The sequence below is a fragment of the Corynebacterium sp. UMB6689 genome (assembly GCF_030215295.1).
Taxonomy (GTDB): Bacteria; Actinomycetota; Actinomycetes; order Mycobacteriales; family Mycobacteriaceae; genus Corynebacterium; species Corynebacterium aurimucosum.
Genome location: NZ_JASOLS010000005.1, coordinates 57991 through 83933, shown reverse-complemented (window position 1 = coordinate 83933; position 25943 = coordinate 57991). Strand labels below are relative to the sequence as shown.

20 protein-coding genes are annotated in these 25943 nt (G+C 58.9%); 7 read left to right on the top strand and 13 right to left on the bottom strand.

Features of this window, described 5'->3' with window-relative positions:
* Window positions 1-37 precede the first annotated feature (37 nt).
* The gene (locus QP363_RS04210; protein WP_284762907.1) at window positions 38-1564 is read left to right on the top strand and encodes a PucR family transcriptional regulator ligand-binding domain-containing protein; all 1527 of its coding nucleotides are present in this window, start codon (window positions 38-40) and stop codon (window positions 1562-1564) included.
* 15 nt (window positions 1565-1579) lie between these two features.
* On the opposite strand, the gene QP363_RS04205 is transcribed toward QP363_RS04210, so the two are convergent.
* Window positions 1580-3025, bottom strand: a complete 1446-nt coding sequence (locus QP363_RS04205) for a PucR family transcriptional regulator (protein WP_284762906.1) — start codon at window positions 3023-3025, stop codon at window positions 1580-1582.
* Window positions 3026-3142: 117 nt separating this feature from the next.
* Here QP363_RS04205 and gabT point away from each other — a divergent pair, with 117 nt between their 5' ends.
* Together gabT and QP363_RS04195 are read left to right on the top strand one after the other, a co-directional pair.
* Window positions 3143-4471, top strand: a complete 1329-nt coding sequence (gabT, locus tag QP363_RS04200) for a 4-aminobutyrate--2-oxoglutarate transaminase (RefSeq protein ID WP_070730630.1) — start codon at window positions 3143-3145, stop codon at window positions 4469-4471.
* A gap of 91 nt (window positions 4472-4562) precedes the next feature.
* Entirely contained in the window at window positions 4563-5774 is a 1212-nt protein-coding gene (locus QP363_RS04195; RefSeq protein WP_246815749.1) for an amino acid permease, read from the top strand.
* Between the two features lie 195 nt (window positions 5775-5969).
* On the opposite strand, the gene QP363_RS04190 is transcribed toward QP363_RS04195, so the two are convergent.
* The 6 genes from QP363_RS04190 to QP363_RS04165 all read right to left on the bottom strand — a co-directional run bounded on the left by QP363_RS04190 (window position 5970) and on the right by QP363_RS04165 (window position 14621).
* Window positions 5970-7475 (bottom strand): APC family permease, encoded by a 1506-nt coding sequence (locus tag QP363_RS04190; protein WP_070446229.1) that lies wholly within the window; start codon window positions 7473-7475, stop codon window positions 5970-5972.
* Entirely contained in the window at window positions 7472-8656 is a 1185-nt protein-coding gene (locus QP363_RS04185) for a class II histone deacetylase (RefSeq protein ID WP_070446227.1), read from the bottom strand. The genes QP363_RS04190 and QP363_RS04185 overlap by 4 nt, the downstream gene beginning before the upstream one ends.
* A gap of 554 nt (window positions 8657-9210) precedes the next feature.
* Window positions 9211-10587: an NAD-dependent succinate-semialdehyde dehydrogenase gene (locus QP363_RS04180; RefSeq protein ID WP_070644169.1), complete on the bottom strand. Its 1377-nt coding sequence runs from the start codon at window positions 10585-10587 to the stop codon at window positions 9211-9213.
* A 25-nt stretch (window positions 10588-10612) separates the two neighbouring features.
* A complete protein-coding gene (locus tag QP363_RS04175) occupies window positions 10613-12166 on the bottom strand; it encodes an APC family permease (RefSeq protein ID WP_070644168.1) in 1554 nt (517 codons plus the stop codon).
* The gene (locus QP363_RS04170) at window positions 12163-13107 is read right to left on the bottom strand and encodes a universal stress protein (protein WP_070446221.1); all 945 of its coding nucleotides are present in this window, start codon (window positions 13105-13107) and stop codon (window positions 12163-12165) included. Before QP363_RS04170 ends, QP363_RS04175 begins: the two co-directional genes overlap by 4 nt.
* 2 nt (window positions 13108-13109) lie before the next feature.
* Window positions 13110-14621: an NAD(P)/FAD-dependent oxidoreductase gene (locus QP363_RS04165; RefSeq protein ID WP_284762902.1), complete on the bottom strand. Its 1512-nt coding sequence runs from the start codon at window positions 14619-14621 to the stop codon at window positions 13110-13112.
* A 48-nt stretch (window positions 14622-14669) separates the two neighbouring features.
* On the opposite strand from QP363_RS04165, the gene QP363_RS04160 reads away from it, so the two are divergent.
* Window positions 14670-15437 (top strand): TetR/AcrR family transcriptional regulator, encoded by a 768-nt coding sequence (locus QP363_RS04160; RefSeq protein WP_284762900.1) that lies wholly within the window; start codon window positions 14670-14672, stop codon window positions 15435-15437.
* Here QP363_RS04160 and QP363_RS04155 read toward each other — a convergent pair.
* From QP363_RS04155 to QP363_RS04145, 3 genes are read right to left on the bottom strand one after another with little or no spacing between them, the layout of a single operon-like run.
* Window positions 15434-16474 carry a histidinol-phosphate transaminase gene (locus tag QP363_RS04155; protein ID WP_216381055.1) on the bottom strand — a complete coding sequence of 347 codons (1041 nt, stop codon included), beginning with the start codon at window positions 16472-16474 and terminating at the stop codon, window positions 15434-15436. The genes QP363_RS04160 and QP363_RS04155 overlap by 4 nt on opposite strands.
* A gap of 13 nt (window positions 16475-16487) precedes the next feature.
* Window positions 16488-17825, bottom strand: coding sequence for an aromatic amino acid transport family protein (locus tag QP363_RS04150; protein ID WP_284762897.1), 1338 nt, complete (start codon window positions 17823-17825; stop codon window positions 16488-16490).
* A gap of 12 nt (window positions 17826-17837) precedes the next feature.
* A complete protein-coding gene (locus QP363_RS04145) occupies window positions 17838-19484 on the bottom strand; it encodes a thiamine pyrophosphate-dependent enzyme (protein ID WP_284762896.1) in 1647 nt (548 codons plus the stop codon).
* A gap of 129 nt (window positions 19485-19613) precedes the next feature.
* On the opposite strand from QP363_RS04145, the gene QP363_RS04140 reads away from it, so the two are divergent.
* Together QP363_RS04140 and QP363_RS04135 are read left to right on the top strand one after the other, a co-directional pair.
* Window positions 19614-20495: a LysR family transcriptional regulator gene (locus QP363_RS04140; RefSeq protein WP_246821758.1), complete on the top strand. Its 882-nt coding sequence runs from the start codon at window positions 19614-19616 to the stop codon at window positions 20493-20495.
* A gap of 181 nt (window positions 20496-20676) precedes the next feature.
* Complete coding sequence (locus QP363_RS04135) at window positions 20677-21627, top strand: type IV toxin-antitoxin system AbiEi family antitoxin domain-containing protein (protein WP_284762895.1); 951 nt, start codon at window positions 20677-20679, stop codon at window positions 21625-21627.
* A 101-nt stretch (window positions 21628-21728) separates the two neighbouring features.
* Here the strand turns inward: QP363_RS04135 and QP363_RS04130 are convergent, their stop codons facing one another.
* From QP363_RS04130 to QP363_RS04120, 3 genes are all read right to left on the bottom strand, one after another.
* Window positions 21729-22451 (bottom strand): sulfite exporter TauE/SafE family protein, encoded by a 723-nt coding sequence (locus tag QP363_RS04130; protein ID WP_284762893.1) that lies wholly within the window; start codon window positions 22449-22451, stop codon window positions 21729-21731.
* A 24-nt stretch (window positions 22452-22475) separates the two neighbouring features.
* A complete protein-coding gene (locus QP363_RS04125) occupies window positions 22476-23180 on the bottom strand; it encodes a TIGR03089 family protein (RefSeq protein ID WP_070446201.1) in 705 nt (234 codons plus the stop codon).
* Window positions 23181-23271: 91 nt separating this feature from the next.
* Window positions 23272-24924, bottom strand: a complete 1653-nt coding sequence (locus tag QP363_RS04120) for an LCP family protein (protein ID WP_210398900.1) — start codon at window positions 24922-24924, stop codon at window positions 23272-23274.
* Between the two features lie 89 nt (window positions 24925-25013).
* Between QP363_RS04120 and QP363_RS04115 the strand changes: the two genes are divergently transcribed.
* Window positions 25014-25889: a glycosyltransferase family 2 protein gene (locus QP363_RS04115; protein WP_070446586.1), complete on the top strand. Its 876-nt coding sequence runs from the start codon at window positions 25014-25016 to the stop codon at window positions 25887-25889.
* Window positions 25890-25943: the final 54 nt, after the last annotated feature.

Sequence of the window (25943 nt, the reverse complement as noted above, 5' to 3'; positions counted from 1 at the left end):
GACAATCTGGTGAAAGAATGGTGAGAATTTGTCCACAATGGATACGGGGGTAGCGGTCGGGCTGGAAGAGGGGAGCGTTTCCCTGAGGTGGTTGGCTAATCAGCCTGATTTGGGGATAGAAATTCTGCACGATTGTGGGCGCCCTTTTTCCGTAATACACCCGTGTGAGCTGCGCGATCCCCGTGAGTTTGTGGGGTCTGGGGTGGTTATCCTGCTTACCGGCATGGCCTTTGAAGGGAAGTCGGAAGAGCTGGCGGAGTACATCCACAGGGTGGCCGAAGGCGGGGTAACGGGGGTGGGTTTCGGCGTTGGGATTGCCTTTGCCGAGGTTCCGCCCGCCATGGTGGAGGCCGCCTGGGAATGCGATATTTCGCTCTTCACGGTGGCGCGGCGTGTTCCCTTCGTTTCGGTACTCGCGCGTCTCCACGACGAGCTTCAGCGTCAGCGTGAGGAAGGCCTGGAACTCTTCATTGCGCAGCAGGGTGCGCTGAACGACGCCGCCATCGCCGGCCTCGATGCCCTCGTGGATAAGACCGGACGCCTGTTGGGAGCGCACTGCTGCCTCGTGGATAAGGACGGACGGGTCTTCGCGCAGTCGAGTCACCCCGGCCTGCCCCCAGTGGAGTGGGGCCCGGTAATTACCGATACCCGCGCGCAGAACTTCTACGCCGCACGCCGCGTCGGCGGGTGGAACGTCTTGGCCCAGCGCTTGGCCGACCACGGTGCGCGCTCCTTCGGGCTGCTGGCGGTGGCGCGTGAGAGTTTCGGTGTGAACGAGCGCGCACTGCTCAAACAGGCTGCAGGTCTCGCGGAACTCACCGTGAAGCGCCCGCAGGAGCTGCGGCGCACCCAAAACGAACTCAACTCCATGGCCATGGCCATTCAGTTGGGCATGGACCAGCCGGAAGATCCCATGCGCCGCATCTTCCACATGGTGGGTGATGCGCAGGGTCGGGTACGTCCGGTCTTAGTGAAGTCAGAAGGCGAGCGCGCCCACCAGCGCTTCCTCCACGCCTTGGACGCTCGCCTGCAGGAACACGGGCGCTTGCTTTTCGAGTACGCGCTGGATAACTCCTCCAGCCTCCTGCTCTTTAGGGGGAGCCGTTCGATGAAGAACTTGCAGGACTTGTTGCGTGATATTCGGGGAAGCAAGCGCATCGTCGTGGGGCAACCCATGCCATGGGGCGAGCTGGGAGTGGGAGTTGTCCGTGAATTGGAATCCTTCGCCTTTGGGCTGCAGCCAGGAATGTTGGCGGGACCAGAATCGCGGACGCTGAGCTGGACCAGGGATCCCAGGGTTAAGGGCGCGGTGCACAATCGCGCCGAAGAAACCTGGGGCAAGGTGCGCGTGTACGACGCGGAGCACGGCACCGAATTGGCGGAAACCTTGGAGGTCTATTTGCGCGCGGGTGGCCACGTGAGCCGCACCGCTGAGGAACTGCAATCGCATCGGCATACCGTTCGCAAGCGCATCGCGGACTTGGAGGCTCTCCTCGAAGTCGACCTCAAGGATCCTCTCGTGGCGGCGGAGCTGCTCATCCTCGGGGTCAGCGTTCCGAACTGAGTCCTCAACGGTCAATTAAGAATCAATACTGAGTAAAAGGAGTTCTGCGCGGGTGACGGGGTTAGTCAAGTCCACGCCACAAAGTTGCTCCACTTTATCCAACCGAGCGCGCACGGTGTGCCGGTGAACCCCAAGCTCCGCGGCGGCAGTGGCTAGGTTGGCGTTGCCCACGAGGAAGGCGCGCAAAGTGGCGAGCAACTCCGTATTGTGCTGAACATCGTGTTTGGCTAGGCGGCTGACCGTCGCCGCGCGCCGGGCAGTGAGGGCCTCGGGTACTCCGGGCTCTGACAGCCAGGTAGGGGCAGCCGAATCGAAGGTGGCCACAGCGCCGAGCGGCAGGCTGCGCGCGTGGCTCTGGAGAGAGGACAAGAGCGCCGGTGTCAACGCCTGCCATTGGATGCGCTGCAGGATGGATGTGCGGAGGTAGCGAGTGTGTTTCCCGCTTAAACCTGGGTGTGCGGTGCCCGGGGGAAGCGCGATAAGCGCCGAATCGTGTTCCGGGCGGATGAGGTTGAGAGGCTCGGCTTTTCCGATCTCGCTCAAAGCCCGCGCGAGGCGGGAGGGGGAAGCTGCCGTGAGAAACAGGACATCGATGAGATCATGGCTATCGACCATATGAAAAGCCGCCTGCAGGGCGGGGGAGTCAACGCCGGCCAGCTGGGCATCAAGCGCCAAGGCTCCGAGGATCGTGTGCGCAGTGGTGTCGGGATGATCTAAGAGCAGGCTGGCCAGGCCCGCGAGGTGCCGGATGAGCGCGCGGGAGTAGGAATCGAACTTCTCTGCACGCGTTACCGCGATGGCCCAGCGTCGTCCCGCCGATCCGAAGATGCTGGTGATGGTGGCGCCTGTGCTTGTCGACGTCCCCGTTCCCCGCCCCGTCTGCTCCGCGGCCTCCACCGCGGCGTCGGCAGCACTGATCCGACCGCGATCGCTGCGGCTGACCACCGCTCCGGAGAAACTGGCTACTGCTACCGCGGCGCCGAGTTCCTTGCCTGCCTGTGCGATGAGTGCGTCGATGCTCGTGGCTGCCGCCTGGTTGAGGCGTTCCTGCTGGCGGTGGAGTGCAAAGTGCGCGTTGTTGTCCAAGCGGGCCTGTTCCTGAGCCACGGCTGTGGTGATGGATACGAAGCGGGTGGCGCGTGGGACCTCAAAGAGGGTGAGATTGTGCTGGGAGCAGGCGCGGATAAGTTCTGTGGGGACCTCACCGAAGGCCAGCCCGGTACCGAAGCCGATGCCCTGCACGCCTGCCGCGGCCAGAGCCGCGCCATAGCGCTCAAACCCCTCCGGTTCTTCCTGAAAAGCAAGCCCCAGGGTGAGCATGAGCGCGCCGGGGGAGGTGAACTCGCTGGGGTCCGCGAGCTCGGAGGCGTGGATGGTGTTGAACGTAGCGCTACCGGTGACGATGTTTCGCAGGTTCAAAGAGCGCTGGTTGAGCAGCCAGCGAAAGGTTATCTCACGCATGGTAGACAGGGTACACAGCTATGGATAGAAAATTTATACACCCTGTCCATAGTGGTTCCAGGATGGTAGGGGCCACACTAAGTGGCATCTTATTCATCCGAGCACAAAAGGAAGACCATGCAGGAACTTCAGTACCACATTGAGCAGTCCCGCCACCTGGGCCAGCAGGTCCCGGGCCCGAAGAGCGCCGCCTTGGATGAGCGTCGCAAGAATGCCCTCCCCGCGGGCATGGCGCCCTCGCTTCCGGGCTACGTGGTGGATGCGGATGGCGGCATTCTTGCCGACGCCGACGGCAACCGCTTCATCGACCTTGCCTCCGGCATCGCCGTGACCTCCGCTGGTGCCTCGAACCCGGCCGTCGTGGCCGCGGTGCAGGATGCTGTTGCACACTTCACCCACACCTCCTTCACCATTTCCCCGTACGAGTCCTACGTGGCCGTGGCGGAAAAGCTCAACGAGGTCACCCCGGGTGATCACCCGAAGAAGACCGCGCTGTTCAACTCCGGTGCGGAGGCCGTGGAGAATGCCGTCAAGATTGCCCGTAACTACACCGGCAAGCGCGGTGTCGTGGTCATGGACCGTGCCTTTCACGGCCGCACCAACTTGACCATGGCGATGACCGCCAAGCAGTCGCCCTACAAGAATGGCTTCGGCCCCTTCGCCCCGGAGATCTACCGCGCCCCGATGTCCTACCCACTGCGTGACGGCCTGAGCGGCGCCGAGGCAGCCCAGAAGACCATCACCATGATTGAGCAGGAAGTTGGTGCAGCCAACCTAGCCTGCGTTGTTGCTGAGCCGATTCAGGGCGAGGGCGGCTTCGTCGTCCCAGCCGAGGGCTACCTCGCAGCAATCCAGAAATGGTGCAACGAGAACGATGTGGTCTTCATCGTCGACGAGATCCAGGCGGGCATGATGCGCACCGGTACCTGGTTCGCCTCCGACCATGAGGGCATCGTTCCGGACATGGTGACCATTGCGAAGGGTATTGCCTCCGGCATGCCGCTGTCTGCGGTAACTGGCCGTGCAGAAATTATGGATGCCCCGCAGCCAGGTGGCCTGGGCGGCACCTACACCGGCAACCCGGTGGCCTGTGCTGCTGCGCTGGCAACCTTCAAGGAATTCGAAGAGAAGGACTTCGGTGCGCGTGCTCAGAACCTAGAGAAGGTTGCCCGCGAAGAGCTGGAGCCCATCCTGGGTGATGAGCGCGTGGCCGAGTTCCGCGGCCGCGGCGCCATGCTTGCCCTCGAATTCGTCACCGCTGAGGGTGAGCCGGACTCCGAGCTGGTGCACAAGATTGCCGACGCCGCAAAGGCCGAAGGCGTCCTGCTGCTGACCTGCGGCCTCGACCACAACGTCATCCGCTTCCTGCCTTCCCTGGCTATTCCGGAAGATTTGTGGCGTGAAGCGCTGCAGGTCGTCGTGAAGCAGTTCAACGAATACAAGTAGTTCATTTTGTCGCTCACCCGGATCTTTCCGGGTGAGCTCCTGTTTTATTAGTCCTTAGTTATCGGAGAAGTCTTTGTCCAACAACATTTCCGTGCCGCAGAGGGATGAGTCCACGGCGGAATTCAAACCCGCGCTGTCCTTCGTGCAGGGCATCGCCCTTATTTTCGGCACCAACATCGGTGCTGGAGTCCTTTCCATTCCTTATGCCGCTCGCAACGGAGGATTCCTCGCACTCGTTATCGCCTTGCTCGTGGCCGGTACGCTGACGACCATTTCTATGCTGTACGTGGCGGAGTCTGCCATGCGCACCAAGGCGCCGCTACAGGTTTCCGGATTGGCGGAACATTACCTGGGGCAATGGGGCCGGTGGTTGGTTTTCGTGGCCATCATCGTCAACGGCATCGGCGCGCTCATTGCTTATGCCGCTGGTTCGGGCGACCTGATCAACAATATTTTCGGGTTGTCGCCGCTCCTCGGCACGCTGATCTTCTTTGGGTTCGGTTCCTGGGTGATGTACCGCGGGCTGCACACCACGGGTAAGACTGAAGGAGCCATCACCGCAGGCATGGCCATCATCATCGCTGTCCTGTGCGGATGGACGATCCTAGGCCCGGGAATCAAGATTGAGAACCTTTTGGTTCTTCACCCCTTCTTCATCGTCCCGATTCTGAACCTGGCGGTGTTTTCTTTCTTGGCGCAGTACGTGGTTCCGGAGCTGGTGCAAGGCATGGACCCGGCTAAACCGCAGCAGACCGCGCGGGCAATCGTTATGGGCATGGTCATCACGGGCTTTACCCTGGCGTTGGTTCCTTTTGCTGCCCTGGGTCTGCTCGGCATGGAGGTCACCGAAGTAGTAACCATCGCGTGGGGCGAGGCCCTTGGCCCGGTGGCCTACTACATGGCCAATATCTTTGCCCTGGCGGCTATGTTGACCTCGTTCCTGGCGATTGGTTTTACCACCATGCGCAACGTCTTGGACATCTTCCACTGGGAAGGCGTGAAGGGACAGCGCATCGTGGCGGTGGCGCTGACGGTTGTTCCGCCATTGGTGATTTCCATTGCTGGTCTCGGCGGCTTCGTTGCGGCGTTGTCCTATGCTGGTGGTTTCGCGGGCGCCATCATGTCCGTCATTCCGGTGATGCTGTTGCACGCCTCCCGAAAGAAGGGCGACCGCGACCCAGGCTGGAACGTGGGCGGACTCGCACACCCGGTAATCCAGGGCACGATCATTGTGGTCTACGTTCTGGCCTTCATTTACTCGATCATTTCGATTCTCGGTTTAGTGCCGGCGGGTTGGGCTTAGAGCGAGCGACGAGCGTTGAGCTAACGAACTGGAACCGAGACGGGGGCTAGAAATCCTAGTGGGCGGTGATGACGATACTGTACGAATCGTCATCACCGCCTTCGTCGTCCCTGTCGAACCATTGCTGCAGACTGTGTGCATTTGTGACGTAATTGCCTTGCAGGATGTGTGCCGCACACGAGCCTCACTAGTGGCCTAGTCGTTTGCTGTTGCAGGCACGGGAGTGGTCCGCGAAGGAGAGGTTTCCTTGCCCTGTGCCGTATGTTCAGTGGGCGAGTGGCCTGAACCGATGTTGCTGTAAATCTGGGGGTGAGACCGCTTGAGCAGCTCGCCCCGGACAAAACCAGCTACACCACACAAGAGGATGATGGTTGGAATAACAAAGACCAAGTACCATAATTCGGCATCTCCAATGAGATTCTCGAAATTGGCCAAGATTAGGACGAACATTGTTCCGAATCCGATAATGGCAATGGTCGGAGCAATCTTTGTGACGAAGACGGGGTACAGGCCAGTGTGCTTTCTGAAATAGAAGTAGACCGATACTGAAGTGATCAAGAGCAAGAAAACGAGTCCGAAACCGCCAGCATTGCTCATCCAAGAGAACACGATTGCTGATGGGAAACTGTCGTCATAGCCCGAAAGTATCTGTGCGACTAGGGCTGCGGACAGAGCGATAAAACCGAAGCACGATTGGAAAAGGGACGCCGTAACAGGGGCGCCATTTTCGCTGACAGCGCCGAGATTCTTCCAAATAACCCATTCTCGTCCTAGAGCCATGAGGTAACGGGATATCGAATTATGGAAGGCAGTAACTGCTGCGAAGAGGGACGTAACCAAGAGAAGCTGAATTAGTGGAACGATGGATTGGTATCCTTGGCTCGCAATAAAATTGAAGAATAGGTCTGATCCTGATTCTTGCGCTGCCCTGACTACCTGAGACTCTCCAGTGCTTTGGGCGATTGACCATGATGAAAATCCATAGAAGGCAGAGATAACCAAGATCGATATGAGGGTTGCCTTTGGAATTGTTTTCTCTGGATTGACCGCTTCTTCGGCATACATAGCGCTGCTCTCAATGCCCATGAACCCAGCAATGGTGAAAGCAAGTAGCGTGCCTGTTCCAGCACCAATCAGTGCTGTTGGGGAAAGCGTGTCAACTGAAAGGCCGTCCACAGGGTTGCGAATTGCGAGAACGCAGAAGAATGCTATAGCGCAAGACTCTAGAAGAAGAAGAACTCCGAGAATCCTCGATGTCGCATCGGCAGATTTAATGCCTAGAAATGCCACCAGAGCTAATGCAATGAAGGACCATACTGCCCAGTGAATAGAGATGCCGAAAAGTGAATCTATAAGGCTGGATGCTGTGTATCCAAGAAGACAGTATAGAGCGATTTGCATGGCAGTGTACGAGACGACGGCCAGCGACGATGCTGCTAAACCGTGACTTTTCCCAAGGCCAGCTGATACATAGGAGAAGAACGCAGCTGTATTGGGAATTTGCTTAGCCATAGCGCAGAAGCCAACCGAAAAGAAAGCAACGAGTGCTCCGCACAGCAGATAGCCCAGTGGAACTCCTGCCATCCCTGACGTAGCGTAAGCCGCTGTCACGCCGGCGGACACAACGGTTAAAGGCGCGGCGGCAGCGATTACAAGGAAGACGATGTTGTGTGTCTTAAGTGTACGGATTTGGTCGCTCATACGGCACCATCGTTAGTTGTTGCAACGAGAGCGTTTAAAGCCGGGCTGCTGTCGTTAAAGTGCGATGTATAGGCCTTCTGAAGATAGGCGATTTGTTCCTGAGTGAAGGTCTTTCGGATTTGGCCATCCACAATGTCGGCATACTCATCCTTAAAACCAGAGCTTTCACCAGTTAGGCTTTCCAGGACGGCTAGACCACAGAAGGGAACGTAGTATTGGCAGTATCCTCCTTCTTGAACCACGACAAGGTTTCCTTCAGAAAGAGTGTCTGCCGTGGCTGCGAGCGCCTTTGTCATGTTGTAGTACCCAGAGGTTGTCACCATCATGCGGCCCAGCGGGTCCATCAGCGCAGCGTCGTAGCCGGTGCTTAGGATGATCAATTCTGGTTTGAAATCCTCAAGTGCTGGAATGACAATCTCAGCTAGCGCAGTTTCGTACACGAGATCTCCGCTTCCCGGAGGCAGAGGAATATTTAGGTTGAAATTCTCGCCCTTTCCGGCGCCTTTTTCTTCGACGAAGCCACTGTCGACAGGGAAGTTTCTATCTTGGTGAATAGACACTGTAAGAACGCGGTTGTCTTCCCACCAGATGTCTTGGGTTCCATTGCCGTGGTGAACGTCCCAATCTACGATTGCAACTCGTTCAAGTCCGCGCTCTTCAAGCGCATACGAGGCTGCTGCTGAAGCGTTGTTGAAAAGGCAGAAACCTAAACCGCGATTCCTCTCGGCATGGTGACCTGGAGGATTGATGAGTGCATATCCGCGGTCGACTTCACCATCAAGTACAGCCCGTGTCATTTCAATTGCGCCGCCAGCTGACAGCATCGCAATGTCGGCGCCTCCTTGGCCGAACGGCGAGCCCCCGTCACCGCAGTCACCACCTTTAGGTAGCTGAGATTGCTCAAGCATGGAATCGATGTGCTGGCTGGAGTGAATGCGCTCGAGTTGTTCTCGCAAAGCGGGCTTCGCAGAAAGGGTGGTGAGGTGATTGCGGAGTTGGGAGACTTGCACCAACTCATGCAGACGCCGCTTAGGCTCTGGCGAGGAGAAATGGCGGTTTACCGGTTGCAGACCGAGGGCTGGGTTGGCTGGTGTATTTCCTCCCGTGCCGGTGTCATGCCACCCGTAGAGCGTATCCCAGAGGTACCCCACAGAGGTTTTATTGTGCTTTTTAGCGCTCATTTGCGATCCTTTCTTTCAGGCTGGTGTTGAAGGAAACAGTACCTGAAAAAATGTGATTTAGGAGACGTTTCTGAGTGCTATTACAGTAATAGGTAGCCTTCTTTCTGAAGGTATATTTTGCATGTTTTGGAAAGTGAATGTTTTTTCGATCCGACCTGTGTCTAGAGGGTTTAATTACCGGTACGATAGACTTTGTCAATTGGTTGAAAATGGATGTGGCACCCCTTTTATTGGGTGTTTTGTCGCGGCGTGACAATATTTTGTTGAACGATATAATCGTGTGTTGCTTGAGGTGGCAGGGTCGACATGTTGCGATCGGATATTGTTTTACATGCAAATACTATGATGGTCGATGTTGTGGGAATGGCTTTATGTGATGTCCGTTTCGTCTGATTTGTGATATCAGAGGATGACGTAGGGATAAGGTGGAGTGGGTGGTTTTCCTTTGTATGTAAAAGCAGAAAAGTTTCCGCCCGATGTTTCCGTGGCTAGACATTGAAAAAGGCGTTGGATTACCGAAAGGTAGTCCAACGCCTTTTAGTCTCTATTTCAGGCTACTTTTCTACGTAGTAGAGCTGCTTATTGACAAACTCATCCATGCCAAGGGGGCCCAGCTCACGGCCGAAGCCAGAGCGCTTCACGCCGCCGAAAGGCATTTCCTCGCCTTCGCCAGCAGGGGTGTTGACATTTGCCATGCCGCACTCCAAGCGGCGAGAGATGGCAGCGGCGCGTTCGGTGTCTTGGGAGAAGACAGTGCCACCGAGGCCATACTGGGTGTTGTTGGCCAAGTCGAGGGCCTCTTCATCACTGCTGACCTTGTAAACAGTGGCGACCGGGCCGAAGAACTCCTCGTAGTAGATGTCGGAGCCTACCGGGATATCGGTGATGACAGCAGGAGAGACGTAGGCACCTACCTCAGACAGCTCACCTCCGGCGCGCAAGTTGGCGCCAGCCGCTACAGCGCGGTCTAGCTGGTCACGCAACTTTTCTGCTGCTTCGCGGGACGAAAGAGCAGAGTATGCTCCTTCTGGTTGGTTGTCCGGCGTGGACTGAACGGCTGCGTTCGCAAGACGCTCAAGCTCAGCGACGAACTCGTCGTAGATATCGTCCATAACGATCATGCGCTTGTTCGAGTTGCAAGCCTGTCCGGTGTTGTACATACGCGTGCCCCATGCCAGCTCCGCAGCTGCCTTGACGTTGTCAGTATCGAGCAGGACATACGGGTCAGAGCCGCCGAGCTCGAGAACTGCCTTCTTGAGGTGTTCGCCGGCTTGCGCGCCGATGATGGAACCTGCGCGCTCAGAACCGGTAAGAGATACACCTTGGATGCGAGAGTCCGCGATGATGGTGGAAATCTGGTCGTGGGAAGCAAAGACGTTGTTGTACACGCCCTCAGGAACGCCAGCGTCATCCATGATTTTCTGAACGGCAAGGGCTGAGCGCGGACAGATTTCCGCATCCTTGAGAATGATGGTGTTGCCCAGCATCAGGTTGGGCGCCACGAAGCGGGCGATCTGATAGTAGGGGAAATTCCACGGCATGATGCCGAGCAACGGGCCGATAGGCAAGCGGCGAATAACTGCCGTGCCGTTGGAAGCAGTCGGGATCTCCTGGTCCTTGGTGAAGTCTGCGCCGTTATCGGCGTAGTACTTGATAATGGCAGACGAGAACTCAGCTTCCTCGATGCCCTCGGAGTGGAACTTGCCCATCTCCTCGCCGGCAATCTGGGCTAGTTCTTCCTTGCGCTCCTCGAAGAGCTCGCTGACGCGGGTCATGATTTCTGCGCGCTCAGAGATGGGGCGTGCAGACCAGTCTTTATAAGCCGCGGCGGACTTTGCCAGTGCTGCTTCGACTTCAGCGTCTGTAGCGGTATCGAAGGTTTCGACTACCTCATTGGTCACGGGGTTCTGTACGCGATAGGTGTTGGACATTGATTACTCCTTTTCTCGTGTGTAGTTAGACCAGCGGTTGCTGGTCGTCGTCGCGCGAGGAAATTCGCGTGAGGGTTTCGCCCTTGAAGAATCCTGGATGGGCAAAGCGAGTGAACAGCATGATGAATACGCCGAGCCCTAAGACAGCGACGCTCAATATGAAGACCATGCCGATACCACCGATTTCAGACCCGGATCCGTAGGACGGATCCATGGAATCGAATGCAGTGATGAAGAACATCATGAGCAAGAATCCGCCGCCCACAGTGGGAAAGAGGAACTTGAACACGATGTTATGCATCGAGCTAAACAATTCAGTTCGGAAGTACCAGATGCAGGCCACGGCCGTGATTCCATAGTAGAAACAGACCATGAGGCCCATCGTAGCGATGGTGTCCCATAGCGCGTTTTCCGAAATAAGCCGGGTTACCGCGTAGAACACGGCTGCCGCTGCAGCGGACGCAATGGTGGCCGTCGACGGTGTACGGAAGCGTGGGCTAATTTTGGCGAACACCGGCGGCAATGCGCGGTAGTAGCCCATAGCCAGCAAGGTGCGGGCGGGGCCCACCATCGTGGACTGCAGGGAGGCGAAGGAAGAGGACAGGACCGCGATATAGATTAGAATCGAGGCCTTGCCCAAGACAGGCTCTGAAAGCACCGCGAAAATTGATTCCTGGTTCTCTGGATTACCAGCGCCCAGGCCCGTGTCACCTGTGCCGGCCCAAGAGATAACTGCCAGCGCGGTGAGGATGTACAGCGCGATGATGATGAGTACCGTAATCGTAGCTGCACGACCGGGAGTCTTCTCGGGGCTCTTCGTTTCCTCGTTCATCGTGAGGGTTACGTCCCATCCCCAGAACATGAAGATAGACAGTGAAATGCCCGCCGCGATGAGGGAAAAGCTTCCTATGCCAACCGGGTTGAACCACTCGAGCGAAATCGGTGTGAAGTCGAATCCGCCGTTGTTATAGGCGTTGTGGATTGCAACGACGTCGAAAAGCACAATGGCAGCAATCTGAATCGCAACGAGTACATACTGCAGCTTTTGCGTTGAGTCGAGTCCGCGATAAGAGATGTAGCCCGCGATAGCGATAAAGACGAAGGTAGTGGGGATATTGACCCACAGGTTCCGAGTCAGATCACTAATAGCCGGGTTGTTGAAGAGCTGGCCAAGAAGCAGGTAGAAGAAATCTACGGCCACTGCCGCCAGGTTTGATAGCACCAGAATCGTGGCGGTGATAAGCCCCCATCCTCCCATCCAGCCGGCCCACGGGCCGAAGGCTTTCGTAGCCCACGTGAAGGAAGTACCGGAATCAGGGACTGCGTTGTTGAGCTCGCGGTAGGCAAACGCTACAAGCAGCATGGGGATAAAGCCCAGCAACAGTACTGCCGGGACGTATTGACCCACTGCTGAAATCGTTGGGCCAATACCGGAGGTCAGCGTATAGGTAGGGGCGATGCAACTGATGCCAATAACTACTGCACCAAGCAATCCGACGCGGCCCGTAGCTAGCCCTTTGTCTGATGCTGTCTCTTTAACAGAGTGGGTGGTTGGCGTCGAAGGGGTCGTGGTGGTCATGAGCTGTCACCACCTTTCGATAGAAGATTGTTCTCTTCGCCGGCCTGCATATAGCCGGCGGGCACAACAATCATGGGGACTGGGATCAAGCGGAGCATTCGAGACGCAGTCGAGCCTAAGAAGAGACGCCCAGGAACGGCCATGCGGGAGGAACCGACAACGGCGATTTCCCCGTCTTGCCAGCTCAGCTTTTCCAAGGCTGTGCTGACGTCTTTGCCAGACGCCACCTCGGTGGTGGCGTGCCCGGCGTCAAGCATGTGCTGAGCGGAGTCAGCCAGTTTACGGTTGGCATAAGCATTGAGCGCGCTGGGCACGTCGGTTCCGAGCCCATGCATGTCAGACTCACCGCTTAGGACGAGCGAGACGAGGCGCAAGGGAATCTCACGGCGACGTGCACGATCAAGGCCGATCGCAATGACGTCGGAGGTGCCACGGCGAGGGCCAAAAAAGGTCGTGACTCGAGTGATAGGGCCTTGGTAGGAGTATCCGCGCGGCGCGAGCGCGACAGGAACGGGGGCAGAGTGCAAGAGCGCATTGACCGCGGAACCCATCTGGAAACGTCCGAAGAGGCCACCCTTCCGGGCACCAACGACGAGCAAGTCGGCACCAAGGGTCTCTGCAGTTTCGCAGAGCGCGGCAGCTTCGGAATCCCCCGTCACGATGCGTGCGGTTGCAGTGATTGCTTCAGGAACCTCTGCGAGAGCCTCCTCCAGCCATCCAGCGATTTGTTCCTCCACAATGGAGTCATAGCCACGGTCGTGCGGATAAACGCCCGAGAAGGAGCTATGAGCGGGGGCTACCATAACGAGTTCGAGGCGCACGTTGCGCTCTTTTGCGAGAGCAATTCCTAAACGCAACGCGTCTTTGCCGAAATCGGTAGCGACGTAACCCACGAGGATACAACCACTAGTGTTGCGGCGAGGGAAACTTGCGGGAGCCATGTTTAAGCCTTCGCCGCTTGCTCTGCGATAGCCAGTGCGGCGATCTCGCCCTGGCGTACTGCGCCGTCGACGTGCTGGTAACCTTCCGCAGCGATGTCGGAGCATGCGTAGTAAATAGGACCAGTCGGCTGATTCTGAAGGTGTCCCCAACGCGAGAGTCCACCAAGGTCGTAGGAGGTAGCGTAGGCGCCACGGGTCCATTCCTCGGCTGCCATATCGGACAGGTAGAAAGCGATGGGCTCCTTGGTCTTGGGCCCAAGGTAATCTGCCATGGCGTCGAGAATGCGTTCTTTGCGCTCTTCAGCCGGCAGGTGCCACATCTCCTCTGCATAAACGTCGGAGACAAAGCCCACGAGGGTGCCGTAGGTGTCTTCTTTATCTGCGGTCGACTCGGCAAAATTCTTGCCGTAGTTGGTGTTGTCGTATATCTCCTGAACGAGGCGGCCGCCACCAAAGCCGGTGCCGGAGAGTCCTTCTTCGCGCCAGAACGGGGTGTCATAGATGGCGTGCACCTTGATAACCAGGCCCATAGAGATGTGCTGATGCGCAATCTGCTGGTCACGCGGCATTGGGGGAACGAAGGAGATGCGGCTGTATAGGTTTGGCGGAACAGCAAGGACAGCGAAACGCGCCTTGACGGTTACCTTGTCCGAAATGGCGGTAACGTTTCCGGCCTCGCCATTTCCCGCGACACCGTTGCGAACATCTGCCTTGATGTTGTTGAGTTCGTCCGCGGTAGATGCATCCGGCTCCGCCCAGTGAAGCTCGCGCACAGGTGTGCCGAGGTGGACATCGTCGCCCAAGCCCTTGGCAAGCGTTAAGGAGACGGACTGCATACCGCCGACGACGCGCTTATCTAGAATAAAGTCCTCATCCACAAGGTTGCTGAAGGAGCCTGCGGAACAAGCCATGAGCACTGCTTGAAGAGTGGAGAACGTGTAGGAAGGCTTGGTCAGCATGCCGGACGCCACATAAATCGAAACGTTGTCGATGGCCTCGGTATCGTCGGAAAGCTCCTCAAGCCAAGAGCGGAAAGAGATGGAGTCGAGCTCTTTCGCGCGAGGGTGTGACCAGGGGTTTGCTGGGTCCATCTCTGCCGCAAGCTCATCCATGATCTTGATGAGACGATCCATTTCAGCAATGGTCTTCTCATCAGCGGGGAATACGGTGCCCTCGTACTCGTGGCGGGTGCCATCCGGGGAAACATAGATTGATTTACCTTCGCGGTACCGGGAGAAGGTCTCAAGTCCAAGTTCGTCGACGAGCTCGATGAGGCGGGTCTGGTCAGGAGAGATCCATTGGCCGCCTAACTCGACGAAGTGCTCGACACCCTGCGCATCCTTAACCTTCCCGTTCCAGGTTCGGCCGCCGACGCGCTCGCGAGCCTCGAGGACGGCTACGCTCAAGCCCTTTTTCTTGAGGGTGTGGGCAGCCATGAGTCCGGCGGGGCCAGCACCAATGACAACGACATCGCGCTCAATAACGGCCTTGTGGGAATTAACGGGGGAAGTCATGAAGGTGTCTCCGTTCCTATGGGACGATAGAAGGGCAGATACGGCAAAATGAACATCATTCATTTTGTGTCTCGTATCACTGTACAGAAAGAACGTAACGCAAGACAAGGTTTAAACGCTGTGAGTTCTCATCGACCCAAAGGACGGCCCCATAAAGCGCTGGTCACTCGTGAAAAAATTGCTAAAGCTGCGCTAACCATTGTGGGGGAGGATGGCTATGAAAAGCTCACAATGGCGTGTATCGCACGCAAACTAAATGTGGGAACCAGCGCCTTGTATAACCATCTTTCGGGGAAAGAGGACTTGCTCGCGCTCATTGAAGATGCGGTCATGGAGCAGGTGGAGTGTGGTTCCTTGTATGCCGCGCTTGAGAGTGACCCGAAGATTTCACCCCGTGATGCTCTAGTTAGCTGGGCGACGTCCTACCGTGACGTCTGCGCACGGCATGTCCCGCTGGTACGGATTATTGCGTTGACCCCCATTTCCGGCGCGCCCCGCACAGTAGAGATGTACGAGGTGCTAGCCCGAGTCCTAAAACAAACAGGCTTGCCGAATTCGGCCATTATGCCCCGCATCGTAGCGCTGGAATCCTTTATCTACGGCAGCGCCTACGATGTCCACGCCCCCGAGGACATTTTTGATCTACCAATGGATAGCGAAGCTCGCGCACCGGCACTAGCCGATGCGCGCGGTGCTTTCTTGCCGGCTGCCTCTGCCGAGAAAGGCGCGGAGGAAAGCAACCCTTATGCAGATGAGCCGTTCCGCTTGGGGCTTGAAGCTCTCCTTGCGGACATCCCAGAGGAGAAAATTGGTTAGTTTCTCCAAGGCTGAATCCCTGCGCGGCGCCAGGCCTCCAAGAACTGGGTGGTCTCGGCTTCGTCTGTAATGGACACGCGCACGCCCTCATCGAGGTAGCGGCGGATGACCACGCCTTCATCAAGCATCTTCGTTTCCACCTCTTCGGCATCTGGGCGCGGCAGCCAGACGAAGTTACCGTAGGACTTCTCGGCTCCCAGTTCCGCGCAGACGCGGTCGCGTTGTGCTTTGGTGATCTCGACGGCGTCGTCAAGCTCGTCGTGGCGTTTGAGCACCTCCACCGCGGCAGTTTCTGCCATGGCGGTCACCGTCAGCGGTAGGGAGAGTAGCCGCAGCGCATTGATGATTTCTTCGCCCGCCACCGCGTAGCCCACGCGCATGCCAGCCAAACCCCACGCCTTGGAGAAGGTGCGCACGCCGAGCAGGTTGGGATAGCGCTGGTATTCCTCCACCGAATCCGGGGTATCGGAGGCGTCGTTGTACTCCCAATAGGCCTCATCGAGCAGTACGACGACGTCTTGGGGCACCCGTTCCATGAAAGTGCGGAATTCACCGCGCGTGATGACGGTGCCCGTCGGGTTATTGGGGTTGCACAGGATGATGAGCTTGGTCTTGTCTGTCAGTGCATCGAGCACTGCCTCCAGATCGACGCGGTAATCCTTCGTGAGCGGGACCAGAATTGGTTCCGCTCCGGCCATGCGCACGTACAGGGGATAGGCCTCGAAGCTGCGCCAGGGCACGATGACCTCATCGCCGGTGTGGCAGGAGGCCAAGATGGTGGCCTGCAGGATGGGCGTGGAACCCGCAGAGACGAAGATATTATCCGCCGGAACATCTAAGTAATTGCACAAGGCATTGGTGAGCTCCAAGCTGCCGGGCTGTTGGTAGCGGTTGGTGGTGCGGGCGGCGTCGGCAACCGCGGCAATGATGTCCTCGGCGGGAGGGAAGGGGACCTCGTTGGAGGAAAGTTTCAGGGCATTGGGGAAATCCTTGCCCACCTTGTACTCGGGGAAGCTTGAGAGATCACTACGAAGCATAATCACGTCCTTTCTAAATCATGTCCCAGATGGTCACGGCCATGATCAGCAGGCCCATGCCGAAGACGAAGTAGTTCCACGGGTCATTGCGGAATTGCTTGTACACGTCCAGTTTCTTGAACATGTACACCGGAACCAGATAGACGATGAACGCCACGAAGACACCGGAGACCACGGAAATCATCGAAATAATGGAGGGGTTAAAGATGGCAACTAGCGTGGTGCACACGAAGACGATGACATAGATGATGTTGAGCAGCGTGCGGTGCGAGACCTTTTCCGCCAGCTGTGGCGCGGCGTTCTTCAGCAGGTATTCCGTTCCCTCTTCGGTACCGAGCATGTGGCCGAAGTAGGAGGAAACGATGGCGCAGATGACCACGATGGGGGCCATGTAGGCCATGAACGGAGTGCCCGTGACGTTAGCGAAGTAGGAGAGCACCGGAATATTTTGCTCGAGTGCCTCATTCATGCCGTCGGCGCCAAGTGCGAGGACGCAGGACCACACGAAGAACATGGTGAAGACGACGAGCAAGATGGCGGTGTAGAACTCCGTGCGGGAGACGCGCTTCTCGGTCTTCTCGCCGTACTGCGGCTGCATGTCGATGGCAAACTGCGAAAGCGCCGCCATGTGGGAGAAGGAGAAGACCAGCACCGGAAGGATGAGGAAGATGCCCTTGAGCATCTGGCCCCAGCCATCGGCACCATCGTCGAAATGGATGAAGCTGTGCAGGTCCCAGCGCGGAATGAGGTAGACGGAGGTGATAGCCAGGGCGATAATCAGCGGGTAGACCAGCACTTGGGCCAGCCAAATCATGGGTTTGCGGCCGATGGCGAAACCGCCGGTCATGATTCCGACGCAGATGGTGGCGAGTAGCCAGCGGTCGATGGAGGGCCCGCCAAGCTGGTTGACGATGAAACTATCCACCGCGTTGGTAATGGAGACACCGTAGATCAGGACGGTGGAAAAGACCGTGATCCAGTACAGCACCGCGAAGCCAATTCCTTGGCCTTTGCCCAGGTACTGCGAAACCAGCTCGAGGATGTCCTTGCCATGGTCCTCCTTGGGTGCGCCCGCAACGATGCGTGCATAGGTGCGGTGTGAAAAATACACCAGCGGAAGGATGAAGACCGTAGCGAAGACGAGCGGCCAGAAACCGAAACCGCCCGCATTGAGCGGAAGGAAGAGGATGCCCGCACCCACCGCGGTGCCGAAGAGCGTAATGATCCACGATGCGGTGGAGGCGGCGGGGCGCTGCTTGGCAGCGTCCCCCTCGCCCACAATGTGCTCGCCTTCCTTCAGCTCAGTGGTGGGCGGAGTGGATGGTGTTGGTGGAGTATTGGCAGAGCTCATGGTGAGCCTCCTCTATTCGATGGGCAGGGAGTGGTCCTGGTCGGTGATGACGTTGATGAGCGCCGGTACGCCGTCCTCGGTGATGGCACGCAAGGCCCGGGCTACCGCCTCTTGTGCCTGCGAGTCATCGGTGACGAGCTCGCCATGCGCGCCGAAGCCGCGGGCGACGGCCGCGAAATCCGGGTTTATAAGCTGCGTGCCGGAGACGCGGTCGGGGAAGTGCTTCTTCTGGTGATCGCGGATGGTTCCGAACTCGCCATTGGACATGACGATGATGAGGAAGGGCGCGCCGTACTGCAGCGCGGTGGCTAGCTCTTGGCCGTTCATGAGGTATTCGCCGTCGCCAGCAATGGTGACGACGGTGCGCTCCGGGAACTGCAATTTGGTGGCTACCGCGGCCGGGATGGAGTAGCCCATCGACCCGTTGCGCACGCTGAACTGGGAGGGGTAGACCTGCGAGCGCAGGAACTGCTGGGCCCAGATGCAGTGGTTGCCGGCGCCGAAGGTGTAGATGGGATCCTGCGGCAGCTGCTCGTGGAGTGCTGCGAGGATGGCCTCCATGTGGGCGGTGCCGTCTTTTCCGGGGCGGTAGTTCGCTGGCTCGGGGAGGGTGGCGAAGTCGAGGTGGTTCGCGTGCGCGGTATCAAACCACTCGCCGCGCTTGTCCGTGCCCTCGACGTTTAGGCGGTCCAGCGTGTTAGCGAAGGCCACGGGGCTTGCCACGATGTGTTCTAGCAGCGCCACCGAGTGCCCGCGCAGGCTGGTATCAGGATTGATCGCGATGTTGCGTGCCTGCGGAGACTGGCGCAGGGTGTAGCCGTCGGTGGGGACGTCACCCAGCACAGCTCCTACCTCGATGACCAGGGAGGCGTCCTCGAGTAGCTGCGCTGCGCGCGGATCACGGCCATATCCGAGCCAGCCGGCGTTGGCGGGGGAGTCGAAAGGCACGCGGTCAGCGGCGCGGAAGTCTTGAATGATCGGGATGCGGTGCTCTTCGGCGAAGCGAGTGATCTTCTCTGCGGCCTCCGGGGTCCAGCGCGGACCGCCGGCAAAAATGAGTGGACGCTCTGCGTGGCTCAGCTCGCGGGAGAGGAGGTCCAGGTGATCGTCGGAAAGCGCGCCCTCCGATACCGGGATGGGTGGGTGGATGCTGCCGGTGAACTCCTGGTGGAGAACATCCTCCGGCAGGCCCACGATGACGGGACCGGGGCGACCCTGCTGGGCTTGGAAGAATGCCTCGGCCACAACGCGGGAGGCGCGCGATGGATCGTCGAGGACAAAGACCTGCTTGGCCTGGGTGCCGAACCAGGCCTTAGGGTCGAATTCCTGGAAGGACTCGCGGTCGCGGTCGGCGGTGGGGATGAGGCCCACGAAGAGGACGAGCGGGGTGGCGTCCTGCCAAGCGGTGTGGATACCCACGTAGGCGTTGGCCGCCCCGGGGCCGCGGGTGACCATGGCGACGCCCGGCTGGCCGGTGGCTTTGCCGTGGGCTTCAGCCATGTAGGTGGCACCGCCTTCGTGCCGGGTGACGATGGCCTTCACAGGGGAATCGTAGAGGCCGTCGAGCACGGGAAGGAAGCTTTCGCCGGGCACGAGGAATGCGCGGGTGACGTTGTGCGCGGCGAGGGATTCGGCAATGGCGGCGCCGACGTGTGACATGGAAACCTCCCTGAAGTAGTTGTGTTGGTGGTCTCATTATTCTTTGGTGATGTCATGTTGTCTAATGTCTAAAAAGCTGGAAAGCCAAACCCTCAGGGCATGGTTGGTGGTAAAAGTAGGGAAATGGACATGGTGAAGGCCAAATATTTCCTTGCGGTTGTGGATTCCGGCACGGTGACTGCTGCTGCGGAACGCCTTGGAATAACTCAGCCGGCGCTGAGTCGGCAGCTTAGGCGCTTTGAGAAAGAACTGGACCTGGAGCTCTTCGTGCGGGCTGGTTCCTCGCTAGCGCTCAGCGATGCGGCGCATGCCCTCATCCCGACTTGCCGCCGCCTCCTCGCGGAATCCGCGCGCGCCGGGCAGGCGGTGGAGGCACTTCGGGCGGGCAGTGTCCCGGCGTTGCGTGTGGCGGCTACGCCAACGACGATTTCGACGCTACTTGCCCCTTTTATTGAGGCCGCTGGCTCAACTATCCCTCTGCTCACCACGACCCCGGTCACGCACTATGACGTTTTCGACGCGCTGGAAGGCGCCGCCGACGTGGTGATTGCTACCATTCCGCCAGGCAATGACGTGGCCTCGCTGGCTTTGGGCACGATTCCGGTGCGTGCCTGGGTGCCGCCGACGCATCCCTTAGCACTGGAGTGTGCGGGTTCGACCAGCGTGGAGGTTAAACGGTTATTGCAGGAAAATGTGGCGCTGCCCTCGCGGCGAAGTGTGTCTCGCGGGGTGGTGGATTCCTTCGTGGGCACGGCTGGCTACGCCTTAGGCTCGCACGTGGAGTGCGATGATACGGCAACGTTATGCGCCTTGGCGCGTGCTGGGCGAGCCGTAGCGCTCATGACGGAGCTGCAACCAGTGCGGCTGGTGGGCTTCGACGTGGTCGATGGTGAGCGCGCTCTGGCAGGGGTACCGCTGGTCGCGGCCTGGTCCCCGGGACACTATGCGGGGGAAGAGATTGCGCAGATTGCCCAACGGTTCCGCAGTTTTATTGAGGGGTCGCTTCGCTAGGGCGTTTTCTTGGCGCTGGGCGCTTCGCGCGCCTAGTTTCGCAGTCGACAAAACTGCCCCAGTTGCCAAAGATCTGGCCAGATCTTGAGGCGGAGACAATAACTTTGGCGAGTAGGGCGGTTGCGCAGCACACAGCGGCGTGCCGTGTTACCTTGGAGCCTAACTTTCCGGGGGGAATGACATGAAACATGGCATTGTGTGCGGCCTATCTAAAGGTGCGCTTGCAACTCGCGTGCGCCGAGGAGAGATTACGCGACTTGCCAAGGGGCTTTATGTCTGGGGCAGGCCCGAGCCATTAGAACTATTAAAGCTATTACAGGAGCACAGGCCATTCCTTAAGGCGACAGGAACAACGGCTGCCCAGGTGCTTCTTGGCGAGACCGTGACTTTTCCACTGCGGCTCGCCAGTGTGGAGAGAATGCCGACATCAACCTTTTATGTGCACTCGCGGGTGAGCGTCGAGAGTTTCGTTACCTCGTCTGGGATCCGGGTCCTTAATCCTCTTGTCGCCATGAAATCTGTTAGTCTTGAACTGGGGATTCGCGTGTTTGAGTCCATCTACTCCTCGAAGGCCGGACGCGCCCGACTGGATAGTCACCGCGAAGCACTCAATGTCACCCCTGTTGCAAGCCAACGAATGCTAGAGCAGGCCGCGTTGTTCACGGATTCTGGTGCGGAGGTGAAAGTAGCCAAGGGGCTGAAAAGGCGTGGGCTCAAGGTCGAGTGCAACGTTGTTATCGGCCACTACACCTGGGACATCGTGCTCCCAGAGCTCAAAGTTGCGGTAGAAATCAACGGGATGAAATTCCATTCCCAGCAAGAGTCATGGTTGCGGGACCATTGGAAGAACAATGAGGGCGCACTGATTGGGTGGCTAACGCTGCGCTATACAGGTCATTGCGTGGCGCATCATCTGGACTATGTCATTGACCAGATAGCTAATGCCAGGAATCCGGACTTTGAGAAGCGTTACTTCAAGTTCATCGGTTTCTGGCACGAGGGAGTGTTGCCGCCTAAGCCGAAACCGTGGGAATACAGCGAGCACTTGGGGTATGTGCCGCCTGTGCCGCCGGAACCACCCGACTATCCAGAACCGCCCGACTTCCCGGAGCCACCCGACTGCCCTAGGTGACGAAGTTATTGCCAGATCTTGAGTCAGAGGCGAAAACTTTGGCAGGACGGGCAGTGTGGGGCATGTTCCTGGCAGTTGTGCCCGGCAGCATACGGCTGACGCTAGGCAGCAACCAGCCCCTCAACGATGAGCGCCAGGGCCGCGCTGATAGCCCCGACGAGGACGATGCGGTTGAGCACCTTGGCGTTGATGAAACGGTTGAGGTAGCTGGCGGCGATGAGGCCCACGATGGCTACCGGCAGGTAAGCCGCGGCAGCGGTGAGCTGCAGGCTGGTGATTTGCCCGCTTAAGCCCAAGATCGCCAGCGAGATGGTGCAGCCGATGATGAAGGTACCCGACAGGGTGCCGCGTATGCGGGCTGGGTCATAGCCCTTGAGTACCAGCGCCATGGGCGGGCCGCCGATGGAGGTGGATGTTCCCAGGAACCCAGAGGCAACGCCTGCCACCGCAATGTTGGTGGTGGTGCGCTTGGGGGACCAGCCGAGGCTGGACAAAGTCATGGCAAAGATGACCGCGCAGCCGATGAATAGGGAGAGCCCGCGGTGGGAGAGGGAAGCAATGGCCCACGCGCCGAGCAGGGATCCGGGTATTCGCGCGATGGAGGAGATGGCCACGATGTCCCAGGACACCGCCGAGCGCGCTTTGAGCATCGTCGTGGTGGAAATGACGAAGGCCAGCAAGAGAATGAGCGTGGGAACCAGCTCCGGTTTGATCAGCGCCAAGATGGGGGTGGCGATGGTGCCCAGCCCAAATCCGATGGTGCCCTGGCAGATTGTCCCCACGAGGATGAGCACGCCGATAAAGATGTAGAGCCAGCTGAACATTGCTCTACTATCTCATGAAGGCTTTTAGGAGCGGACGGTGACCTTCTCGTTGTCTGCGATTTCCTGCAAACGGTCGGCTGAGCACAGGCCCGCCACGATGACGGCGGAGCCGCCCGCGGCCAGCGGTTCGAGCACTGCACGCTGGAAGGAAGCGGTGTCCGTCCAGCCCTGTGAAAGCACGCGCTCAGCGCCCAAATCCGTGGGGAAAAGCTCCGGCAGTGGGGTCGTGGTGCCATAGAAGTGATCACCATAGAAGCGCACGGTGGGGCCGAAGTCGATGGTGCCCAGCGGCAGCTCGCCGCCGCTTTCGACAACGCCGCGGCCAAAAGGATCCTGCGTGACTAGCACCGTATCGACCAGTGGGGCTGACGCAGAGTCGGCGCCCGCCGCAGCCTTGAGATAGGTCTCCGGGGAGGTGAAAACCACGGCGATATCGTCGGCGTGCGGTTCTGTAGCAACCGCACCATTCTTAATGTCGAAGGGGACTCCGGCGGCGAGCGCCCCAAGCGCAATGACGGCAGCCTGCCAGGACACCGGAAGGTCAATGAGGATGCGAGAATCCGTGTCTGGTTCGAGGTCGAGCTCTTCCAACAGCATGTTGGCAATCTTGGAGGTCCAGTTCTCCAGCGTTTGCGCCGAGAAGTCCATGCGGGTGCCGTCAGTTTCGTTATAAACACTGAGCCGGGGAGCAGAGGCATCGGCGGACAGGAGATGCTGTAGGAGTTCCATGTCCGCCCATCGTAGGTGGCAGGCGCTCAGCCCGCCACGAACGACCGGTGACTAGGCCCTTGAGTCTACTGCGAGTTCACCTCGCAGCAGACTAGTTCACGCAGCGCGGGCCATCGCCGCCAGCGTCGATCTCAGGCGAAACCTCCGCGGTACCGAAATCATCGCCCGGGGTACCAACCTGCTGAGTGTCGCCACCCTGGCTGGGCTCCGCAGCAGCCTCTTCTTCCTGCGCGGAGTCATCCTTCGGGCCGGAGTAATCATCAGTAGCCACCACGATGAAGGTATCCGGCTCGAGCTCTTCGTTGGCCGTGACTGGCAGTCCGCCGAGCTGCTCAGCCAGGGCCCGGGCGCGCTCATCGTTAGCATCCGCGGCCACAATCTGGGACTCGGTATACAGGCCCGACTGCGCATTGGCCGTGCGCTCAACTGTGTAGCCCACGTTCTTCAGCCACGCGCCGATTCCGCCGGCCATTCCGTCGACGTTGCCGGCGTTCAAGACGTGCAGGTTGAGGTTTTCAGCCACGGGCTTCTCGCCGTTGTCGCCGCCCTCGTCCGAGGCGGCATTCTCAGACTTTTCTTCTTCCTCGGCTTCTTCTTGGGACTTGGCCAAATCTTCCATGAAGCGGTGGACCTCTGCGGTATCGATGGTCACCACCGATTCGCCATAGTCACCCACGCCGGTAATTGAGGTCACCGGGATCGTCGTAAAGGTCACGTTGCCGCCGGCCAGCCCGGCCAGCTGGGTGACGAAGCCCATGATGTCCCAACCGTCATCGATGACCACGGAGCGCTCCACGGCATCGGCAATCTTGTTGAGTTTGCCAGGGGAGGTCAGCGTGCCCGAGTCCAGCACCTTCGAGGTCAGCGATGCCATGTAGGCCTGCTGGCGCACGATGCGGTCAAGGTCACCGCGCGGAAGATCATAGCGCTGGCGCACGAAGGAGAGGCCCTCGGAACCCTTCAAGGTTTGGCGCCCGGCCGGGAACTTGGCGCCCGACATCGGATCATCGACGGCGTCGTTGAGGCAGACGTCGACGCCCCCGACGGCGTCGGTAAGCAGCACGAAGCCTAGCAATCCCACTTCTGCGTAGTGATCAACGCTGACATCAGTGAGTTGGTGCACCATCGAAATGAGGCCAGAACGGCCGGCCTCCGTGCTTTCCTTCTCAATCTCCTTGTCCGTATGAGGTGCCTTTTTGCCCGCTGCTTCAGCCTCCGCGTTGTCCTGCTGCAGCTCCTCCATCTTGGCTACCTTGTGTTGCGCAAAGACTGCGTTGATCTTCGTGTTTCCGAAGTCTTCGTCGTGGACATAGGTATCGCGCGGAATGGATACTGCCGTGGCGCGCGAGCCATCGTTGGGAATACGGATCACCATGATGGTGTCCGTGTTTTCTTCACCTTCGTCCACGCCGGCATGCAGGTCTGCCAGCTCCTGTTCGGAAAGCGGATTCCCCTTGGCATCGGTGCGGGAGTCCTTGCCCACGAGCAAGATATCGACCGCGCCATCGAGACTGCTGTCCTTGAAACCACCCTGGTTACCCAGCGCCAGGTTGGAGGCGGAGGAAATATCATTTCCCAGCTTTCCCACGGTGAAGTAGCCCACGCCGGAGAGCACCAGGACGACAGCAGACAGGAACGCGACGACGGCTTTCACCGGCGTCGATCCTCGTTGGGCGGTGGGCGCGGACTGCGAGGGCGCGGCCTGGATATGGCGGGCGGCGCGCGGGGAGTTCGGGGAAGTCACGGGACTAGTTTAGGTGAGCTCGCTGCAAAAACGTGAAGCAGTGTCGCGGGCGCGTGCGCGCACTGGCGTTGGGTACGCTCAAATTTATCGTGAAGAATATACAGAAACCCCTGGCCGTGGTCACCGTGACCTTTTCTCCTGGCCGTTACCTCAGCGATTTCTTGTCCTCGCTGCGCTTGGCGACGTCCCGTCCAACCCTCACCATCCTCGCCGATAACGGCTCGACCGATGGGGTGCCGGAAGCTGCCGCGCGGGAGCACGCGGACGTGGAATTCCTCGATACCGGGGGAAACCTCGGTTATGGCGCCGGAATGAATGCCGGCGCGCGTTTCGCTCGGGCGAAGGGCGTCGATGAAGAGTTCTTTCTCATTGCTAACCCGGACGTGACGTTTAGCGAAGGTTCTCTGGATGAGCTGATCGCGTGTGCGCGCCGCCACCCAGATGCCGCGGCGGTGGGGCCGCGCATCGTGGAGCCGGATGGTAGCAACTATCCCTCTGCTCGCGCGGTGCCGACGTTGCTGACGGGTGTTGGCCATGCGCTCTTTGGCACAATCTGGCCTTCCAATCCGTGGTCGCGCGCCTACCGCGATGATGCCGACATGGACAGCGAGCGCCCGGCCGGCTGGCTATCCGGCTCCTGTCTGTTGGTGCGCTGGGAGGCTTTTGAGCAGATTGGCGGCTTTGATGAGCGTTACTTCATGTATTTGGAGGACGTGGACTTAGGTGACCGCTTTGTCCGCGCCGGCTGGCGCAATATCTTCTGCCCCACGGCGGTGATTACCCACGCCAAGGGCCATTCGACGCAGGCCCATCGCGGCGCGATGCTGCGTGCCCACCATGACTCCGCCTATCGCTTCCAAGCGGATAGGCACCCGTACTGGTACCAAGCGCCACTGCGCGCGGCTTTGTGGCTGGGGTTGCGGGTGCGCGGGCTGGTTTTAAGCGCGTGCCGCGACGGCTCCTAGGGCTGGGGCGCTTATACACTAACGGTGGCTTATCTGAAAAGAGATTAAGGAACG

What these genes read in the sequence shown, in the direction of transcription:
- QP363_RS04210 (WP_284762907.1), top strand. Translation starts at nt 38, where the DNA reads ATGGATACGGGGGTAGCGGTCGGGCTGGAAGAGGGGAGCGTTTCCCTG.
- QP363_RS04205 (WP_284762906.1), bottom strand. Translation starts at nt 3,025, where the DNA reads ATGCGTGAGATAACCTTTCGCTGGCTGCTCAACCAGCGCTCTTTGAAC.
- gabT (WP_070730630.1), top strand. Translation starts at nt 3,143, where the DNA reads ATGCAGGAACTTCAGTACCACATTGAGCAGTCCCGCCACCTGGGCCAG.
- QP363_RS04190 (WP_070446229.1), bottom strand. Translation starts at nt 7,475, where the DNA reads ATGAGCGACCAAATCCGTACACTTAAGACACACAACATCGTCTTCCTT.
- QP363_RS04185 (WP_070446227.1), bottom strand. Translation starts at nt 8,656, where the DNA reads ATGAGCGCTAAAAAGCACAATAAAACCTCTGTGGGGTACCTCTGGGAT.
- QP363_RS04180 (WP_070644169.1), bottom strand. Translation starts at nt 10,587, where the DNA reads ATGTCCAACACCTATCGCGTACAGAACCCCGTGACCAATGAGGTAGTC.
- QP363_RS04175 (WP_070644168.1), bottom strand. Translation starts at nt 12,166, where the DNA reads ATGACCACCACGACCCCTTCGACGCCAACCACCCACTCTGTTAAAGAG.
- QP363_RS04170 (WP_070446221.1), bottom strand. Translation starts at nt 13,107, where the DNA reads ATGGCTCCCGCAAGTTTCCCTCGCCGCAACACTAGTGGTTGTATCCTC.
- QP363_RS04165 (WP_284762902.1), bottom strand. Translation starts at nt 14,621, where the DNA reads ATGACTTCCCCCGTTAATTCCCACAAGGCCGTTATTGAGCGCGATGTC.
- QP363_RS04160 (WP_284762900.1), top strand. Translation starts at nt 14,670, where the DNA reads ATGAACATCATTCATTTTGTGTCTCGTATCACTGTACAGAAAGAACGT.
- QP363_RS04155 (WP_216381055.1), bottom strand. Translation starts at nt 16,474, where the DNA reads ATGCTTCGTAGTGATCTCTCAAGCTTCCCCGAGTACAAGGTGGGCAAG.
- QP363_RS04150 (WP_284762897.1), bottom strand. Translation starts at nt 17,825, where the DNA reads ATGAGCTCTGCCAATACTCCACCAACACCATCCACTCCGCCCACCACT.
- QP363_RS04145 (WP_284762896.1), bottom strand. Translation starts at nt 19,484, where the DNA reads ATGTCACACGTCGGCGCCGCCATTGCCGAATCCCTCGCCGCGCACAAC.
- QP363_RS04140 (WP_246821758.1), top strand. Translation starts at nt 19,614, where the DNA reads ATGGTGAAGGCCAAATATTTCCTTGCGGTTGTGGATTCCGGCACGGTG.
- QP363_RS04135 (WP_284762895.1), top strand. Translation starts at nt 20,677, where the DNA reads ATGAAACATGGCATTGTGTGCGGCCTATCTAAAGGTGCGCTTGCAACT.
- QP363_RS04130 (WP_284762893.1), bottom strand. Translation starts at nt 22,451, where the DNA reads ATGTTCAGCTGGCTCTACATCTTTATCGGCGTGCTCATCCTCGTGGGG.
- QP363_RS04125 (WP_070446201.1), bottom strand. Translation starts at nt 23,180, where the DNA reads ATGGAACTCCTACAGCATCTCCTGTCCGCCGATGCCTCTGCTCCCCGG.